This window comes from Neorhodopirellula pilleata (assembly GCF_007859915.1).
GTDB classification, from domain to species: Bacteria; Planctomycetota; Planctomycetia; order Pirellulales; family Pirellulaceae; genus Rhodopirellula; species Rhodopirellula pilleata.
Map to the genome: position 1 here is coordinate 792,111 of NZ_SJPM01000001.1, position 18,297 is coordinate 810,407.

Genomic DNA, 18,297 nt, shown 5'->3' on the forward strand with positions numbered 1-18,297 from the left:
TTCAATCATGCAATTCATCATCCCGGTCTACATTACCTCACGCCGAGAAACCGGAAAACAATGGTCCGAGCGGGGCGAGTTGTATTCCGTTCGTCCGCTCTTGATCGATGGCCCCGAAGGATCGGGAACGAGTTTAGCCCGCGTCTTATCGCGTTTCCAAGATCGGCTGCGGGTCGTATTGCAAGATTTGGGACGTCAAACCGACCATCGACCGCTGCTTCGATTTCATTATGCCGATCCTATTTCGAGCGAAGTGGTGAAGTTGAGCCTAAACCTGCGCGACCGAACGGCGGATTGGAAGGTCATGCTGGTCCGCATGGGTACGAAGTCGCATCGCACCGTGTTTTCGCCATCGTTGCCGACGTTGTGGTTTGATGTCTTGCCTCATCAGACGATCCAAGAACGAGCGACGGAAGTTTACCAGGATCACTTCCGCAAAACGGCCCGCCACCAAGGCGATACGGATTCCGTCGTGGACATGATTCGGGAGCTAAGCATTCAAGGCAAAGCTTGGGTGGATACGGTCTGTCTGGAGATTCCGCTGGGCGTTGCCACGCCGAAAACCGTTGATCCGCTACGTGCGTTGTTGGGCGGCGACGATGTTTCCGACGGTGCATCGGAATTGCGAAAGGTGGGGCGTTGCCTGAGCGAACTGCCGCCCGAGCAACTCAGTCGTCCGATCGGTGTGGCCGGCGATCTGCGGCGGTTGCGGACGCTGTTAAGTTTGGGCGACCGTCGCTGTGTGGTCGTGGTCGGTCCACGCGGGAGCGGCAAGACGGCACGGATCGAAGGTGCCATCGGTGGAATGCCTTCAAAGAAGGGACGGCGTCAATTCTGGCATCTGTCGCCACCTCGCTTGATCAGCGGTATGTCGTACTTAGGTCAATGGCAAGAACGGGTATTGGCCATCCTGCGGCACGCCCACCGCAAAGATCATACGTTGGTGTTTGACGACTTATTGGGGTTGTTTCACGCGGGCAAAACACGTGACAGCAGCATGTGTGTTGCCGACATGCTGCGCAATCAACTCGACGCACTGCCCGTTCGAATCTTGGCCGAGATGACGCCCGAGGCTTGGTCCGTGTTTCAGAATCGCGATCCCAAGTTCGCGTCGCGTTTCGTGGTCGTGCCGGCCCGTGAAATGAATCGCGACCGAACGACCCGCCTGCTGATCAAGACGGCTCAACGACTGGAATCCATCCATCGATGCCTGTTTGATTTCGCAATCGTTCCCGAGATCGTTTCGCTGCAAGACCGTTTCGAGAAGGCATCGGTTTTGCCCGGAAAAGCGGTCGCCGCGCTCAACTCATTGGCGACCAAACATGCCCGCGGCAAGATCGATCGCCATGACGTGCTCAGCGATTTCGCCAGCCAAACGGGACTACAACGTTCGATCTTGGATCGACAGATCCACGTCAAGCGGTCGGAGATGATCGACCAGGTACGTCGCCAAGTTATCGGTCAAGACGAAGCGATCGACGTGTTGGTCGATCGTGTGATGGTCGCGATCGCGCGGATGAACGACACGTCGCGGCCTCTGGGCACGTACCTATTGGTGGGACCGACCGGTGTGGGCAAGACGGAAACGGCCAAAGCGATCGCGTCTTGTTTATTCGACGAAGGCGGTATGATTCGGATCGACATGAACGAGTTATCAAGTCCGGATGCCGCGTCGCGTTTGATCGGAACGTTTGACGCGCCCGACGGTCTGCTGACCGCTGCGGTTCGTCGCCGACCTCACGCGGTTCTGTTACTTGACGAAATCGAGAAGGCCCACCCGTCGGTGTTGAATGTGCTGTTGCCAGCCCTCGGCGAAGCCCGACTCAGCGACGCGCGAGGACGTGTGGTCGATTTGAGTGGCCTGTTGATCTTGATGACCAGCAACCTCGGTTCGCGGCAATCGCTGTCGACGACGGGTTTCGTCGGAGGCGACGATTCGGCGATGCGGCAAAAAACACTCGTGCGTCAAAAACACGATCGGGCGGTGCGAGAATACTTTCGTCCCGAGTTCTTCAATCGCATCGACGGCGTTTTACACTTCGATCGGTTATCCGACGAAACGATTCGGCAGATCGCGTGGTTGCAGGTCCAGCGATTGTTGAAACGCGACGGCTTGCGGCGGCGGAACGTGTTGATCGATATCGATCATTCTGCCATCGACGCCACCGCTCGCCGGGGCGTCAACGCGGCTATGGGCGCCCGGTCTCTGAAACGGCAAATCGAACGTGACCTGATCCGACCTGCCGCCGAGATCATAGCCGCAGAGACATCCGATGCCCCCACGTTGCTGCGGATTGAAATCGATCCGAGTGGCCGTTTGGTTGTTCGTCGTAAGTCGATTCGTTACCTCGAGCATGGCGAACCGATCGATCGAACAACGGCCCAGTGGTGCGATTTGGTCGAAAAAAAACTTGACGAGCTTCGGTCGCCGTTGGACGAGCAGCCGGTTCGTTGGGAGCTCGGATCATCGGGTGAGGGCACGACATCGGGTCACGCGGGCGGGGTGAGCCCGTCCACCTTGGAGCACATCAACATCCGGGAATTGTGGCGAGATTGTCGTTCCCGTTTGAATGATCTTCGCGAACAATTGTCGCAAGAGCCGAGCGTGCCGCCGGTAACTCCGGTGCATCAAGTTGGTTCCCCGCCGAACCGTGATAAACTGCAAGCAAGCGACAAACCCAAATCACACCGACTCGACTTTCAGGCCCACGAAGCGATCCAAGACTATTTTGAGAATCGGTCGATGCCGGCGGGACCTGCAGACCTGTGCCAGTTACGTGACGAGTTGCTAATCCATGTGGGAAGATTGCAATCGCAATTTCAACATCGTGGACAATCGATGCAGTGGCGGGTCGTTGTGCGAGCGTTCGGCAACGGGGATTCGGCCGTCGTGCCGAGTCGTCGGCGGGTTTTAACCGGTGATTCAGTAGGCAATTCAAAGCTGAAAGCCATGATGGAAGACTTCGACGACATGACTCGGCTTGACGCAGTATTCATGCGGCGGGTGCTGACCCATTGGCTTTCTGAGATTGAGGGATTGGACGTGCAAGCCGAAGCCGTCGGTCCGGAATCTTCCGGCGATGCGACATCCATCCTCGTGTCGGGGGCTCTGGCGTTCGCTTCGATCTCGCAGGCTGTAGGCGGTTGGCAGTTTGTGACCGCGCAGGGTGCGGTTTGCATCATGGATGTTCGCGCCGAGCCGGTTGATCTTCACGGTTCGCTTGAAGGTTCGCCTGAAGATTCGCTTAGCGGGTCGCTTAATAGCGACCGAACGTTCGAACACGCCGATGACTTGCCGCCGATCTCTCGGATTTTTGACGAACGCAAACACCACTTGGACCTTCGTAGCGGTCGCCGGATCGAGTCGAAGAGTCTGTTCAACGCCGCCATCGATTTGCTTTGCCAATCCACCTATTGGACCGGCTCATGACCGCACAGCAAGTGTCTGTTCTGGTTTCGCAGTATGCCGACGACTTGTTCACGGCTTGGGTGATCGACGGCCCGCAAGTGTCCGCGGGAGGTTCCACCGCCGCGGAAGCGTTCGCCGCCGTGCGGCAGCGAATTCGCAAACTGGAAAAGACCGAACTGGATGAACCATGGCCTGACGCGCACGCCATGACGCTCGAACGAACGACGGTTTCGGTGCGGTTGTTTCAACACGATCGCAATCGCCGAACGCCTGTCGGTGGCGAGATTCGGTTGCCGGTTCGTTACGCGGTGAAGCAATTCGCCGACAACTCCATCGAATGTTTCCTTGTTGATTTTGATAGCGAGTTCTATTGTTCGTCGACGACGGAAATGAAACGACTGATCGATGAACACGTTCGCGGCTACGCGTCCCAAGTTTCCGCACACACGATCGCCGCCCTCACACCGCCGTTGCGTGACGAAATTCGTCCGATTCGCGTCCGCCCTCGCGAGCGACGAAGTGGGGCGGCGATCGAGCTACCCAGTGAATTGTCGGCCGTCGCGACGCCGGTTTTGAATCAACGTCGCGGCCCCGGCTCGCGGGATCCCCTGGTCGTTTACAACGGCCCGTGCGAGGCCACCACGAAGCTATCCGGAGGCAGCGTTCTGCTGGTCGGTCCGACGGGATGTGGCAAATCCACCGTAGTCAGTCGGGTCGCGTGGGAGCTTCAGGACGAACTTGCCAACGCGGCACAGGCAAATGATGATTTTGATCCAGAATCCGATTCCACTCCGCGTGCCAAACGGAAGTTCCCACCGGTTTTGTGGCAGACATCCGCCGAAAACTTGATTGCCGGCATGGCGTACTTGGGACAATGGGAAGAACGCGTCGAGCGGATCATCGCCGACGCCGATTCGATATCGGCAATCTTGGCGTTTGAGTCGTTGATCGATTTCGTGCGGCTCGGCGGTCAAGGGCCGACGGATTCGTTGGCTGCGTTCTTGATTCCCTATCTGCGGCGTGGCGAATTGAGTGTGATCGCCGAAGCTACCGAGGATGAAGTTGAAGCGATTCGGCGATTGTTGCCCGAGTTGCTCGGATGTTTTGAGATCGTTCGATTGGAAGCGGTTTCAGATCACCGCACTCGAGCGATCTTGACGACGATGTTCGGGCAAGCCGAACGCGATCATCGCTTGACGATCGATCGTGATGCGTCGTTCTTGATCGCCCAATTGATGAAACGGTTCTGTCCGGCCCAGGCGCCGCCCAAACCTGCAATCGATTTGTCTCGGCGGCTGATCCAGTCGGCGATCTCCGACAAGCGATCAACGATCTCGCGTGCCGACATCATTGATGCCGTGACTCAGCGGACGGGCGTCCCGGAAATGGTCCTGCGAGACGATCGCCCGTTGTCGGTTGATGAGGTTCGACGCGAATTGTCGGAATCGGTAATCGATCAGTCCGCTGCCGTGGATGTCGCTGCGGGCGTCGTGATTCGCGTCAAAGCAGGCTTGTGTGATCCTGATCGTCCGATCGCCACGTTGATGTTTAGCGGACCGACCGGTGTCGGGAAAACCCAGCTCGCGCAGTGTTTGGCCAAGTATCTGTTCGGTTCCAAGTCGCAACGATCTTCCAGCGATCTCGGTCGACCGTTGGGCGATCAACCGATCGATGACCGATTAATACGATTGGATATGAGCGAGTACGGCGGCTATGACGGGGTCCATCGTTTGACGGTCAACGACGACGGCGACGTGGCGGGTTGGATCGGTCGCGTTCGAAATCAACCGCTCAACGTGCTTCTGCTCGACGAGTTCGAAAAGGCATCTCCGGAAGTTCACGACGTATGGTTGTCGGCATTCGATGAGGGACGCATCACCGACCGCTTCGGACGTGTCACGTCGTTATGCGGGACGATCATCGTGTTGACCACCAACGTCGGCGCGTCTCGCACGTCGGCCGTCGGGTTCAGCGGCCTCGACCCGCAACAAGGAGTCTCGCGAATCGACAAAGCAATTCGAAACGCGTTCCGTCCCGAATTCCTCAATCGTCTCGATGAGATCGTTTCCTTCAATCCCATCAACCCCGAGACCGCTCGGCGGATTGTGATCAAGGAGTTGGAATCACTGCGTCGGCGTGAAACGATCGTGAACCAACGCCTGCACCTTGAGTGGACGACGGCGTGCGTCGATCAACTCGTCGAAACCGGCTTTGACGCGAAACATGGTGCCCGCCCGCTGCAGCGAGCGATTGAACAAAGTATTGTTCCGCAAATCGCCCGCGCCATCTTGGCGAGATCGCCTGACAATCAACCCTGGACGTTAGAATTAAATGAGCAGGAGTCGTAGCCTTATCGTCTAGCGGGATCGGGTAGACGAAGACACAACAAATCTCCATCTCCGCGAATGAGGACTTGCTCGCCCACCACCACCGGAGCGGCCCAACACGGGTACGTGATCGCTGGCCGGTCACCGTCGGATTGATCCAGATTCCAGACGGCGAGTTCGTCGTACTCATCAGGTGTACAACGAACAATGTGCAGCGGGCCGGTTTCCTTTAGTACCAACAAGATTTCTCCGACCCGGGTTGCGGTGCTGCGACGACGATCGAGTGCCGTCCACTTCACTTTCCCCGTAGCAAACTCCACGCACCGAAAGTCGCTGTCGGGTGCGTTGCGGCCGCTGCATGCGTAGAGATGGCCGTCGCAGAGCACGGGGGTGGATAGATGAGAACGCAGAGATTGGTTGCGCCGATTGTTTTCCGGATCACGCCAAACTTCATTGAAATCCGCTTGACCATCCTCGATCTTCACATCAAACACGACGGAGCCTAAGTCGTAACAATCACCGATCAAGACCCGTGTTCCTTCGACGACGGGCGTCATGGCGTTGACACTTTCGAGGATGTCCGCTCGAAAGCGAGTTTGGCCGATCGACTTGCCTTGGCGGGGATCGATCAAGTGCAGATGTTCACGGGCGAGCATCAAGACATAATCCTGGCCATCGATCTGCATCGTTCGCGGGCTGCTGTAGCTCGCCAGATCGTTTCCGCATCGCCAGAGTTCTTTACCCGTCGATCGATCAAAAGCCACCGCAAGGGAACCGTTGGGCGAGACGCGGTCGAGCCGTCCCGGAGCGATCGCTTGATCCGCTACAGGACTGCCTCCGACCATCACGATGACAAGATCGCCAAGTACCAACGGTGCCGAACCAACGCCGAAGAAGTTCTGAACGACGGAGTATTTTTCGTTCGTATCGACTTGCCACAACTTCGTTCCGTCGTCGATCGCCCAAGCCGTCAACATCCCCGCCGCGCCGAACGAAAACACCAAGTCGCCGTCGCACGTCGGACTGCACCTTGGTCCGGTTTCGTACCCATAAAGGTCGCGATAGTTTAATTCATAGGTTCGCTCCCAGATCGTCTTGCCCGAGTCCATCGCGATCATGCGAATCCGTTCGGTACGTTCGGATGCGTCGAAATGGAAATAGGCCCCTTCTTGCACGACGCCGAGCCCATAGCCGTCACCAACCGGAATCGTCCAATCCAGCTTCGGTTCGACGTTCCATTGTCTCGCAGCCATTCCAACGGCGTTGACCGAGCCGCTGAAGTCCGAGTTCAAAAAACGCGGCCATTGCAACGCGGGGCTCGCGGTAGTCGGAGGCTGGGCGAGGACCGAAGCGCCGAAAAACGCGTAAGTGAATACGCTCAACCACAACGTTTTTAGCGAAACGCCGGGTCGACAATGGGGGGGAATCGACATCAATCTCTCGCAATCAAGCGGGGCAAGGGGAATGAAAAGGACCATCATATCCCAACATTCGGAATCGAGCAGGACGACGTCGAAATTGGATTGTCGCCCGCTTAGCGAGCCTGTAACGTGGGCGGTGCAAGAGACCACTTTTCGTAAGTCAACGACCGGCAGGAGGCCGACAGTGCGGACGATCCGATTTTTACGTTTTGCGATTCTGTTTTGGGCGACGATCGGATCGATCGTCTCGTCGTCGGAGGTTCCCGCGACACCTCCGGTCGTCCCACCTTCGGAATCCAAAGCGTTTGCGGGAGCGTTGTCGCTCGAGTCACTCGAAAGATCGCTTGCCGAAGTGGAGCAGACCGATCTTCCGGTTGAAGCCAAGCTTCAAGTCGCCGACAACTACCGTGCTGCGATCGCCAACGTTAAGTCTGCGGCCGCCAACGACGCAAGACACCAAGCGTTGATCGCGGAAACGGAAACCGTTGCGCAGCGGGCCACCCAACTACGCAAAGAACGCGAGTCGCTTAAAGACAAGAAGCCGGCCGTCGATGCGAACCAAAAACTGCAGGAACTCGAACAGCTCCTCGTGAGCGTCGACCTGCAGATATCCACGTTTAAAAAGGCCCGCGCCGACGCCGATGCGGAACTCCAATCTCGCGCCCCGCGACGCAAGGAGATTCGCGAGAAGATGGAGGAAATCCGCAAAAAGATATCTGACTCGGAATCTCAGCTTCGTTCGTTGGCAACCGCTGAACCGACGCCCTCAAGTCTGTCTCTTGCGGCGCGACTATCATCGCGGCGTTTAACGTTAGAGAAGGAGATTCCGGCGCTCGAAGCGGAACTGACCAAGTTCGATGCCGAGGAGTCGGCTGATTTGGTTCGATCCAAGATCGAGCTGGCAACGCTCAACTCGGCCCATGCTGAAAAATTGGCAGCACTTTTGCAAGAAAAGATTAACGCCGCTCGTGAGCATGCGGCGCTCGAATCCGTTCGTGTGGCGAGGCAAGAAGCGGTGGCCGCCGATCCGGCGTTGAAGATTTACGCCGAGCAAAACCAGATGCTCGCCGAACAGCTCAAGTCCACCGCCGATGCGATCGCCAAAGTCGAAGGCGAGCTAACCGCATCGACTACCATTCATCAAGATCTGATTCGCGAGTTCACTCAAACCCGGCGGAAAATCGAATCGGTCGGATTGACCAGTTCGGTCGGTGCGCTCCTGCGAAAGCAATTAACTACGTTGCCAGACGTGGAGACACGCCGTAAGGCAGTTGCCGAACGGCAGGGCAGGATCAATGAAACTCAGTTTCAGCTCTTTGAGTATGAGGAACAACACGAAGACCTAAGCGATCTGGACCGAGCCATCGGTGACGCACTCGAATCCGCCTCGCAAGAGGACTCCACCGACGATGTGTTGCTCGAATCGGCGGCACGCGAACTGATGGAGCGTAAACGAGAAATGCTGGATGAACTCGTCCGCAACACCGGGAAATATTTTGACACGCTGATCGAACTCGACATGGTCGACCGCCAGGTTGTGGAATTAGAAAATGAATACAGTCGATACATCAACCAACGCGTACTGTGGATCCGCAGCGCCCGTCCATTGACCGAAGGCGTCCTGGTGGATGCCTCTCATTTGTGGTGGTTGCAGGCGAAGCCTTGGACACAATCGATCGAGCCATTTGTCAAGGATGCTAAATCTCACCCGATCGCTTACGGTTTGATCGTCTTGGTCTGCGGAATGTTGTTGATCAACCGCCGCAAGTTTCGATCACGGATGGACGAGCTCGGGGTCGTTGCCAAGAAGGTCAACTGTCGATCGATCATTCCCACGCTACGAGTGCTGATCCTGACGACGGTGGTATCGCTCGCATTGCCGCTGTTGTGCATCCTGCTCGGATGGCGGTTGGGTCGGGTCGAAAGCGACACCGAATTGACAAGCGCGATCGGCCGCGGCCTGTGGACGTTTGGACTTTTGTGGGCTTCGGTCGATTGGATTCGCGTCGCCTGTCGACCTCAAGGATTAGCCGAATCGCACTTCGGTTGGCCCCAAGAGGCGATTCAACTGTTTCGCAGCGAATTTCAAGTGGGAGCTTACTTGGCGTTGCCGATCGCATTCGTTACGTCAGCGATGGCGGCGAGCGATGGCATTCACGAACGCAACGACGCGCAGCGGATCGGCTTTGTGATCGGAATGTCGATCGCGAGCGTCATCTTTTATCGCCTGCTAAGAGTTGGCGGACCGCTTCGAGATTACTTTCATTCGACGAACTATCGGGTGGTGAAGAAGCTGAAACATGGCTATGCGTTTGCCGCCGCAGTAGTTCCTGGAACGCTCGCGGCACTCGCCGTGGCTGGGTATCTCTACACTGCCAAGACACTATTTTGGCATTTGTTTGCGACCTGTGTTTTTGTGGTCGGCTTGGTCGTCATTCGAGCCCTCCTTTTTCGCATGCTGATGTTGAGGCGACGACATTTGAGCATGGAACAGGCTCGGCAACGCGCCGTGGCAGCCCAATCGGCGGCAGCGCTGTCCGCCAACTCGCATCCGAATGCGGCCGTACATTTAGTTGGAACAGGCAATGACTCGCCGATGGTCGCCGGGATTGTCACCGAAGACAAGCAAGCCGATATTTCGGCGCATAGCCTGCAATCACGACGGTTGATCGGCAGCGGAACACTTGCCCTGGGAATTGTCGGCATGTGGATGATCTGGATCCAAGTGTTGCCTGCATTGAGCATGATCGGTAATTACAAGGTTTGGGGGACTTCCACGGCCGCCACCACGACCAGTTCGCCGGCCGTGCCGCTCGTATCGATGCCGTCGTCGCAATCGGCTGACCCGGCGACGAGTTCGTCGACGTCCAGCACTGGGGACGAAATCCAGGACGAATCGATCACGCTTTCGGACCTTGCCTTAGCGGTACTGATTGTCGTCGTGACGTTTGTCTTGTTTCGCAACGGGCCTGGGTTGCTCGAAATTTCGGTGTTGCAGCAGCTGCCGCTCGACACATCGGTTCGCTACGCGATCACGACGTTGGTCAGCTACGCGATCGTGATGATCGGCACGGTCTCGGCCTGTTCCACCATCGGATTGCAATGGTCGCAAATTCAGTGGCTGGCGACGGCGCTGACGTTTGGGTTGGCGTTCGGGCTTCAGGAAATGTTTGCAAACTTCGTAGCCGGCTTGATCATTCTGCTAGAGCGGCCGATTCGTGTGGGCGATATCGTAACCGTCGATGATGTAACCGGCGTTGTTTCCCGGATTCGCATCCGCGCCACCTCCATCACCAACTGGGACCGGAAAGAATACGTCGTTCCGAACAAAGAATTCATCACCGGCCGTCTGCTCAATTGGACGTTGTCCGATCAAGTCAATCGAATCGTGATCGACGTCGGTTTGGCGTACGGTTCGGACACCCAACTCGCTCGAGAATTGCTTCTGGAGGCTGCCAACAATCATCCGTTGGTATTGAAGGATCCTGCCTCGATTGCGTCATTCGAAGGCTTCGGTGACAACGCATTGAACTTGCGATTGCGAACGTTCCTTCCCTCGCTTGAGAACCGGCTGCAAGTCATTACTGAGCTACATACCACAATCGATTTGTCGTTCCGCGAAGCTGGTTTAGAGATCGCATTCCCGCAACGTGATTTACATATCCGTACGGTGGGCAAAGAGGCCAAAGCGATCGTCCAAGCGGCAGTCGAAGATGACGTGCAAGAGCGACGGGAAGCAGCTTAGGGTGTGTTCTCGAAGCACACATTCCAACTATCAGGGGGCGGACACGTGAACGTCATCGACTCGTGGCGAGTCGGGTGCTGAATCGTTAACCGATGGCTATGCAGTGCGATGCCTTCGGCCCATGTCGCGGAACTGCCGTATTTGCGATCGCCGAGTATGGGATACCCCCTCGAGGCGAACTGGACCCGGATTTGGTGCTTACGACCGGTCAGTGGGACGACCGTCATCAGAAGGTCTTCCCCGCGATGTTCGATGATCTCGAACTGCAGTTCGCTTGCCTTGGCGTCCGGTCGGGGATGTTCGCAGGCGCGCATTCGATGCGCGGCGTCGTCTTTATAAAGATAGTCCTGTAAATGACCGCTGACCGATAGCGAAGGGCGACCGACCATGAGGTTCGGCTCCGGCCGGACGATGCACAGGTAGCTCTTTCGCAACGTGTCGGTGGTGGCCTGTGAAACGTTCGCGTGTGGGTCACCAGCGATCTTCGCTTTCGTGGCGAACTGTATATTCAGTCGGGCGGCGGCTTTGCTCGTCCGGGCTAGCACGATCACGCCGGAGGTCATGGCATCCAGGCGACTGACGATTCCAACGTACACACCGTGAGGCTTACTGTATTTTCGTTTGAGATAATCCGCAGCCAAGCCGTGTAGAGTTGGACGGCCGGCATCGCCCATCGTAGACAGCCCAGACGGCTTGTTGACAACGAGCAAATGGTTGTCTTCGTAAAGCACATCAAGCTTCATGCGATCAATATTCATCTACGCGGTGGCGTGACCGTCGACCCCTCGCTTGGGTTCGCGGCTCCCGGCGTATCTTGCTCTGGCTCAAGTTGGCGATGTCCGTGTGGGCCATCGGCACCCGGTTTTAAGGATTCACGATTGCGAGTGTCGCCAAGGTCATTTCCTTCGAACCGATCGCGATACAACCAGCGTTCCCAGACTCTAGCCTTGCGAAGATGCGGATCATCGGGGGACACGACGTGTCGTTTTCCGCGGCGGGTTCGAAGTTGCAACATGCCATCCTTGTCGACATTTTCGACGACCCAAAACTTATCGACCGTGTACCGGTACAGATTTCCCTTGCTTGCGGCTCGGACATTCTCGGCCCTTGGACCTGGGATTTCGCTGCTTTTTTGTTTGCGATAGATCACCCAGTTGCCCGGCTGATAGTGAATTTTCGAAAAAATGGAAACGTCCTCCTTGGTATCAACAACGCAATCCGGGCCGCTGGACCCCTTATCCGACCGACGACCGAATTACGGAAAACGATTGTATCAGTCAGGGTGGCGTCGCACCATCGTCGATGCGACTTCACATCGCGGCCGTCATTTTGGTGCCAATTTCAGCAGAGACTCACGATGATTTTGAGTTAAACTGGTTCCTGGACGCTGACGCCGTCTTGTCCCAAACGTTCCGCACGTTGCCAACCTGAATAAACCTGCATATCGCATACCCACCCGAACACTGATGATTTATTTTATTTGCTGGGCCGTTTTCCTCACCGTGCTGATCCTGGCGACCATCGTGACTGCAGTCATGGGCAATCGAGGCACGGGACGCAAGGCATCGTCTGCACAGGACGAGATAGACGCGGAAGAAGAGTTCGGCGATGAACCGATGGGCGAGCCGGAGATGGAGGCAGAGTCGTTCGCCGAATCGGAACCGGCAGAGTTCGCCGAAGCCCCCGCAGACGATTTCGCCGAGTTCGAGAACGAATTCAAATAGGCCTTGAAGCGACGCTCGAACGAAAAAAGCCGCAGCATGGTGTATGCTGCGGCTTCGTGTCGAGATCTTTGAGTGGCAATGATGCCCTCGGCGATTAGTTACTTCGCAAGAGTTCTTGAATTCCGAAGGTGAAGAACGTTCCGAGACCGAAGTTCAGGATTTCTTCCTCGCACTTGTATTGCAAGATCAAGGTGTCACCTGGTTGAACCAACGGTCGGCTACGCGGATCGTTGATGGCTTTTGCTAGGTCGACTTCGATGGCGATCTGTCCGTTGCATGGAGTTTTACGAAGGATGTAAAGCATCCCCGGCGGGACGCCACCCACCGCCGAAGCTCCGCCGAAGCCGCCCCCGCCTCCTTGTCGGATCGTTCCACCGATACCTTGCCCGGCGAGAGCCATCGCACCGAGGACGTCCAAGTCGTAGTCACGAGGAAGCAAAAACTCTCCGCCTGGCAACAATCCGCCGGTGTAGAACACTTCCGTTTCACGGTTCTCGATGTAGACGATGTCGCCATCTTGCAGGGTGATATCGGCTTCGGCAATGTTCGGAATCACCCCTGGGCGAACTCGCAAAGGAATCCGCAAAATCGATGGATCCTCGGGAAGTGGTGGTGGGCAATAGCATGGATCCGCGGCAGCCGCACGCTGGCTGGCATAGAAGTCGCGAAGGAAATCGGCTCGCTTACGTTTATCAGCTTCGCTAGCACGAAGAACGTAAACTTCGTTCTTGGCGTTCAATCCCGGCAAGCCGCCAGTTTCCACCAAGGCGTGAAGCACGTCATTCTTGTATGCAGGTAGCTTTACCAATCCACCCGAGGCAGAACGGTCCGATCCGCGGATCACGCCGCCCGAATTTGCCAAGTTGGCGCTGCCCGCTAAGGCGGCAGTATCCTCTCGCACGACGATCACGTCGTAGGTTCGCTCTTTAATCAGTGTTACGATCGGGCGAGCCTTCTCTTCACGAAGAATGTCCTCTTCAATGTACGCTTCGCGAATTTTGTTTCGCACTTGCTCAAGCGTCAGACCGGCAACCTTCAAAGGAGCGATCAGCGGCAAGGACAGCGTGCCGTCGTTTTGCACCGCGATCGGATAGCCGATCGACGGTGGTAACGTGCTGTTCTCTTCCGGAAAGTTCACCGGTGGCGGTTGAGGCGGTTCGTTTGGCGGGTTGAAGGGCAACACGCCCTCGATGTAGATACCGAGGATATCGTCCGGGCCAAGTTGATAGTCTCGTGGCGGTTCGAGCGACAACAGAGCGATGTCGACCGGAACGAGATCGTTCTTGGGCGGCGGGAAAAAATCGGGCGACAATCGATTGGCCGGAATGCCGTTAATCGGTTGGGTCAGGCTGGAGCAACCCGTCAGCGAAGTCGCAACTGCCACAAGCAGGGTGCCACCGATCGCGTCTCGGAGTCGACGCCCCCAACGGTTGGCTAGCAAATTGGTGTTCATCCTTGAACTCTCCAGAAAACGATCGGGTGACTGTTCGCCCGTGATGATGGTTTGGTGTGTGGCTCGGGTAACGGGCCGTAAGGAATGGTTCAAACAGTGGTCGCTTCAAGCAGTTCGCTTGGTCATCCGACACGATCGATCACGGTTTTGACTTACCGAAGATCTCTTCGATAACGGAGTCGATCTCGGCTTGGGACGGTTCCGCGACTTCATCTGGCAGAGCAAATGAATTGCTCGGCAATACCGGAGTCAGTTCAACCTGGGATAGTTCGTTGCTTTCCTGACCAGACTTCGAAACCAGCTGATTGATGTCTCTATTTTGAGGCTGATAACGGCTCAGGTCGTTGGCAAACGGGTCCTCTTTGATCGGTTCGGCGTTCGTGTTCGGTTTGAGGTTTTGAGGCGATACATCCTTCGGCATTGCCGGAGGAGTTGCGCCGGGGACGCCATCAATGTCGGCATCAGGCTGGTCACTCGAGGACTGCAGGTCGGCTTCCGCTTCACTGACGTCCTGCATGAAGACCTTTCCAGGAACAAGTGTTTCTCCTTCGCCCAAGACCACTCCCGGCGGCAGGCCGGTTGCATGGATCGGCGCGGTCATTGGTACCGCCATCGGCACAGTCATCATGTCGATTTCACACGGTTCGACTGCTGGCGTCGGCATGGCCGTTCCGGTCATGGACGGCATCGTGTACTGCACCGTGTTCAAACGGATTTGATTATAAGCACCGATGCCGTCTTGTTCGGCGGCTTTGGCTCCCAAGGGAAAGCCTTCGAACCAAGCATTGATCGCGGCTTGGCCGTTGCCGCACTGGTGCCGCCAGCCCCAATACTGAGGCGAGACGACCGTCGGTGTGCAACCCGACCCTCCTGTCGCGACTTCCAAGTAGCCCGCGATAAAACCGGCTTGCAAGTCTTTGGGATAGCAATGGTTCCGGTAACAATGCCGGACCTTCATCCATGCTCGAGCGGCCATCACTTTGTTGCGGTGGCTGACCATAAATTCGTCTAGGCAATCACTATTGGATACCTTGGACTGGAGTCCACCCAACATGGTGCAACCGGTCATCCCGGTGGCTACCAAACCAAGTGACAACCCGAGCAGAATCCGCTGCAGACGTATCCGTTTGCGGCACCGAGTTCCATGGTCTGAAAGGCAATCAGCGGCGGGCTTCTCGTGAAACCCGAAAATGTATTTGTTCAACACGGTCATTATGGCCGGCTCCCCTCGCGGCGGATCGTTCACTTCACACGTCAATCGCGTGAAAGGTTTCCTGCCACCATCTCGCCCCCCATAGGCTACAACGGCGTTCAGAATTCAGGTCATGACTGTTGGAGCGGTTATTACGCTTCGGATCACTTCCCAGAGCTACTTATCGCCCGTTCCATGCGATCGGTTTAGCCAAATGTTTCTGAAATCCGGATCGCAAGCGTCGAATCAGTCTTGACGGACGTGGGGATCATGCCGAGCGTACCGGTCGCGGTGACCTTAACGATTTAGCCTCGCCGAAAAGGGCTGATCCTTCTCGGCGAGGCTACTGGGTGAACTCTCGGCGTGTTGGTGAAGCAGCGATTGCGACCTACAGGTCAAAACGATCCGCGTTCATGACCTTGTTCCATGCGGCAACGAAATCAACCACAAACTTTTCCTTCGCATCGTCCGACGCATAGACCTCCGCGATCGCTCGTAGTTGTGAATTCGAGCCGAATACTAGGTCCACCGACGAAGCACGCCATTTGACTTCTCCCGTGCTGCGATCACTTCCCTCGAAGAAATGGTCGCATACCGCCGACTTTTTCCACTTCGTACTCATGTCCAAAAGATTGACAAAGAAATCGTTGGTGAGTGTGCCCGGTTCATCCGTCAGAACGCCGAGTTTCATGTTGTCCGCATTCGCATCAAGAACCCGTAACCCTCCGATCAAGACGGTCATCTCAGGCGCGGTAAGCGTCAACAGATTGGCACGATCGATCAATAGCTCCGGCGCCGGTCGGTCCATTTTCGAGTGCCCGAAGAAGTTGCGAAAGCCGTCCGCTTTGGGTTCCAAAACTTCAAACGCCTCGACGTCGGTTTGCTCGTCGGTCGCGTCGGTGCGTCCCGGTGCGAACGAAACCTCAACGTCAAATCCGGCGTCTTTGGCGGCTTGCTCGATGGCGGCGTTGCCACCCAAGACAATCAAATCAGCCAACGAAACCCGAGTCCCGTCGGTTTGCGACTGGTTAAAGGTCTGTTGAATCTTTTCGAATCGTCCGAGGACAACGGCCAATTCAGCCGGATTGTTGACCGCCCAATCCTTTTGCGGAGCCAGACGAATCCGGGCACCGTTGGCGCCACCGCGTTTGTCGCTGCCTCGAAACGTTGACGCCGAAGCCCAGGCGGTCTTAACCAATTGCGACACCGATAGCTCGGAATCCAATAGCATCCCTTTGAGTTGCTCGATGTCGTCGGCACCGATCAGCGGATGATCGACCGCCGGTACGAGGTCTTGCCACAACTGAGGCTCCGCAACCTCCGGTCCGAGGCAACGCGAGTATGGACCCATATCGCGATGAGTCAACTTGTACCACGCCTTCGCGAATGCGGCTTCGAACTCTTCGGGGTGGTTGTGAAACCGTTCCGAAATCTTCTTGTAAGCCGGGTCAGTGATCAACGCGATATCCGTCGTGAACATCATCGGTGCGTGCGATTGACTCGCATCGTGAGCGTCGGGAACCGTTCCTCGAGCCGATTCTTCCTTCGGCGTCCATTGATGGGCACCGGCTGGACTTTTGGTGAGCACCCACTCGTATTGAAATAGGTTCTCGAAATAGCCATGCGAAAATTGCGCGGGGGTCGACGTCCACGCGCCTTCGAGTCCACTGGTGATCGTGTCACCGGCGTTTCCGGTTCCCATCGTGTTGGTCCAACCGAGCCCCTGCTCTTCAAGGCTTGCCCCTTCCGGCGCAGGACCAACGAATTTGCTCGGGTCGCCCGCACCGTGTGCTTTGCCGAACGTGTGGCCGCCGGCGATCAAGGCAACTGTTTCTTCGTCGTTCATCGCCATCCGCCCGAACGTGTCGCGAATATCTTTGGCAGCCGCCAGCGGATCAGGCTTGCCGTTCGGGCCTTCCGGATTGACGTAAATCAATCCCATCTGAACGGCCGCGAGCGGATTGTCGAGTTCACGATCACCGCTGTAACGTTCGTCGGCGAGCCATTTGGTTTCCGGCCCCCAATTGACGTCCAGTTGCGGTTCCCAAACGTCGGCACGTCCGCCGGCGAAACCCATCGTCTTGAAGCCCATGTTTTCGAGCGCTACGTTCCCGGTCAATACCATCAGGTCGGCCCAAGAAATGTTGCGGCCGTACTTCTGTTTGATCGGCCATAACAGTCGTCTGGCCTTGTCGAGGTTGGCGTTGTCGGGCCAGCTATTCAAAGGAGCGAATCGCTGGGTTCCATAACCAGCTCCGCCACGTCCGTCGGCAACTCGGTACGTGCCTGCACTATGCCAAGCCATGCGAATGAAGAACGGACCGTAGTTGCCGTAGTCGGCCGGCCACCAGTCCTGAGATGTTGTCAACAGTTCATCGATGTCCGCTTTGACCGCCTTAAGATCCAACTCGTTGAACGCTTTGGCGTAATCAAACGCCTCGCCCATCGGATTGCTCTTGGATGAGTTCTGGTGCAGGATTTGAAGATTGAGTTGATCCGGCCACCAATCGCCGTTGTTGAAGCTGCCGGCCGACGTGTGTCGCTCGCCCGCCGGTGGAACCTGCCCCATGACAGGACACTGGGCGGCCGGGGCACCGGCCTTTGCAGTCGTGGTTGCGGTCGAACCGGACGTCTCCGCCGCCGATACCGCGCCCAGCATCGTCATGCTCATCAGCACGGAAGTGAGTTTGCGTTTCATGGATTCTTTACACTTTGGGGATGATGGAAGTCGTTGCGGCCGGTCAACATGACCGTCTCGCGTGTTCCAAGATACTTTACGCCACTGAGAACCCTGCGTAAAATGCAACGTCAGGATATCGGCCATGCAAAAAACGCATGGCGAATTCCCGCCTTGGCTCGCGTTCGATGACTGATCGCCGCGTTTGTTGTCATCGTAACCCGAAGCGTGAGCGAGGGAGACATATCGAGGATTGAATGGCGCTTTATCCCTCGCTCACGCTTCGGGTTACGATTAAATCAACACGCCGTTGCGCGTCGGGCTTGTATGCTTGCGGCATAGCCGCTTT

The 18,297-nt window shown here is 56.6% G+C and carries 10 protein-coding genes; 4 read left to right on the top strand and 6 right to left on the bottom strand.

What is annotated here, in order from left to right; all coding sequences use genetic code 11:
• The first annotated feature begins 7 nt into the window (after positions 1-7).
• Together Pla100_RS02670 and Pla100_RS02675 are read left to right on the top strand one after the other, a co-directional pair.
• A complete protein-coding gene (locus tag Pla100_RS02670) occupies positions 8-3,430 on the top strand; it encodes an AAA family ATPase (RefSeq protein WP_146576102.1) in 3,423 nt (1,140 codons plus the stop codon).
• A complete protein-coding gene (locus Pla100_RS02675; RefSeq protein WP_146576103.1) occupies positions 3,427-5,757 on the top strand; it encodes an AAA family ATPase in 2,331 nt (776 codons plus the stop codon). The genes Pla100_RS02670 and Pla100_RS02675 overlap by 4 nt, the downstream gene beginning before the upstream one ends.
• Positions 5,758-5,759: 2 nt before the next feature.
• Here Pla100_RS02675 and Pla100_RS02680 read toward each other — a convergent pair whose 3' ends face one another.
• Positions 5,760-7,169 carry an outer membrane protein assembly factor BamB family protein gene (locus tag Pla100_RS02680; RefSeq protein WP_146576104.1) on the bottom strand — a complete coding sequence of 470 codons (1,410 nt, stop codon included), beginning with the start codon at positions 7,167-7,169 and terminating at the stop codon, positions 5,760-5,762.
• Between the two features lie 172 nt (positions 7,170-7,341).
• On the opposite strand from Pla100_RS02680, the gene Pla100_RS02685 reads away from it, so the two are divergent.
• Positions 7,342-10,902 (top strand): mechanosensitive ion channel domain-containing protein, encoded by a 3,561-nt coding sequence (locus tag Pla100_RS02685; RefSeq protein ID WP_197167655.1) that lies wholly within the window; start codon positions 7,342-7,344, stop codon positions 10,900-10,902.
• Here Pla100_RS02685 and Pla100_RS02690 read toward each other — a convergent pair.
• Together Pla100_RS02690 and Pla100_RS02695 are read right to left on the bottom strand one after the other, a co-directional pair.
• Positions 10,899-11,660: an RluA family pseudouridine synthase gene (locus tag Pla100_RS02690; protein WP_197167656.1), complete on the bottom strand. Its 762-nt coding sequence runs from the start codon at positions 11,658-11,660 to the stop codon at positions 10,899-10,901. The two genes, Pla100_RS02685 and Pla100_RS02690, sit on opposite strands and share 4 nt — an antisense overlap.
• Positions 11,657-12,052, bottom strand: coding sequence for a hypothetical protein (locus Pla100_RS02695; protein WP_231602597.1), 396 nt, complete (start codon positions 12,050-12,052; stop codon positions 11,657-11,659). The genes Pla100_RS02690 and Pla100_RS02695 overlap by 4 nt, the downstream gene beginning before the upstream one ends.
• A 316-nt stretch (positions 12,053-12,368) precedes the next feature.
• On the opposite strand from Pla100_RS02695, the gene Pla100_RS02700 reads away from it, so the two are divergent.
• Positions 12,369-12,626, top strand: a complete 258-nt coding sequence (locus tag Pla100_RS02700) for a hypothetical protein (RefSeq protein ID WP_146576106.1) — start codon at positions 12,369-12,371, stop codon at positions 12,624-12,626.
• Positions 12,627-12,720: 94 nt separating this feature from the next.
• Here Pla100_RS02700 and Pla100_RS02705 read toward each other — a convergent pair whose 3' ends face one another.
• From Pla100_RS02705 to katG, 3 genes are all read right to left on the bottom strand, one after another.
• Complete coding sequence (locus Pla100_RS02705) at positions 12,721-14,079, bottom strand: polysaccharide biosynthesis/export family protein (protein WP_146576107.1); 1,359 nt, start codon at positions 14,077-14,079, stop codon at positions 12,721-12,723.
• Between the two features lie 139 nt (positions 14,080-14,218).
• Entirely contained in the window at positions 14,219-15,292 is a 1,074-nt protein-coding gene (locus tag Pla100_RS02710; RefSeq protein ID WP_390620544.1) for a hypothetical protein, read from the bottom strand.
• 367 nt (positions 15,293-15,659) lie between these two features.
• Positions 15,660-17,969: a catalase/peroxidase HPI gene (gene katG / locus Pla100_RS02715; protein WP_390620545.1), complete on the bottom strand. Its 2,310-nt coding sequence runs from the start codon at positions 17,967-17,969 to the stop codon at positions 15,660-15,662.
• Between the last annotated feature and the right edge of the window lie 328 nt (positions 17,970-18,297).

Coding starts and splice junctions, on each gene's coding strand:
- katG (WP_390620545.1), bottom strand. CDS start 17,969: ATGAAACGCAAACTCACTTCCGTGCTGATGAGCATGACGATGCTGGGC.
- Pla100_RS02680 (WP_146576104.1), bottom strand. CDS start 7,169: ATGTCGATTCCCCCCCATTGTCGACCCGGCGTTTCGCTAAAAACGTTG.
- Pla100_RS02710 (WP_390620544.1), bottom strand. CDS start 15,292: ATGACCGTGTTGAACAAATACATTTTCGGGTTTCACGAGAAGCCCGCC.
- Pla100_RS02700 (WP_146576106.1), top strand. CDS start 12,369: ATGATTTATTTTATTTGCTGGGCCGTTTTCCTCACCGTGCTGATCCTG.
- Pla100_RS02705 (WP_146576107.1), bottom strand. CDS start 14,079: ATGAACACCAATTTGCTAGCCAACCGTTGGGGGCGTCGACTCCGAGAC.
- Pla100_RS02670 (WP_146576102.1), top strand. CDS start 8: ATGCAATTCATCATCCCGGTCTACATTACCTCACGCCGAGAAACCGGA.
- Pla100_RS02675 (WP_146576103.1), top strand. CDS start 3,427: ATGACCGCACAGCAAGTGTCTGTTCTGGTTTCGCAGTATGCCGACGAC.
- Pla100_RS02690 (WP_197167656.1), bottom strand. CDS start 11,660: ATGAATATTGATCGCATGAAGCTTGATGTGCTTTACGAAGACAACCAT.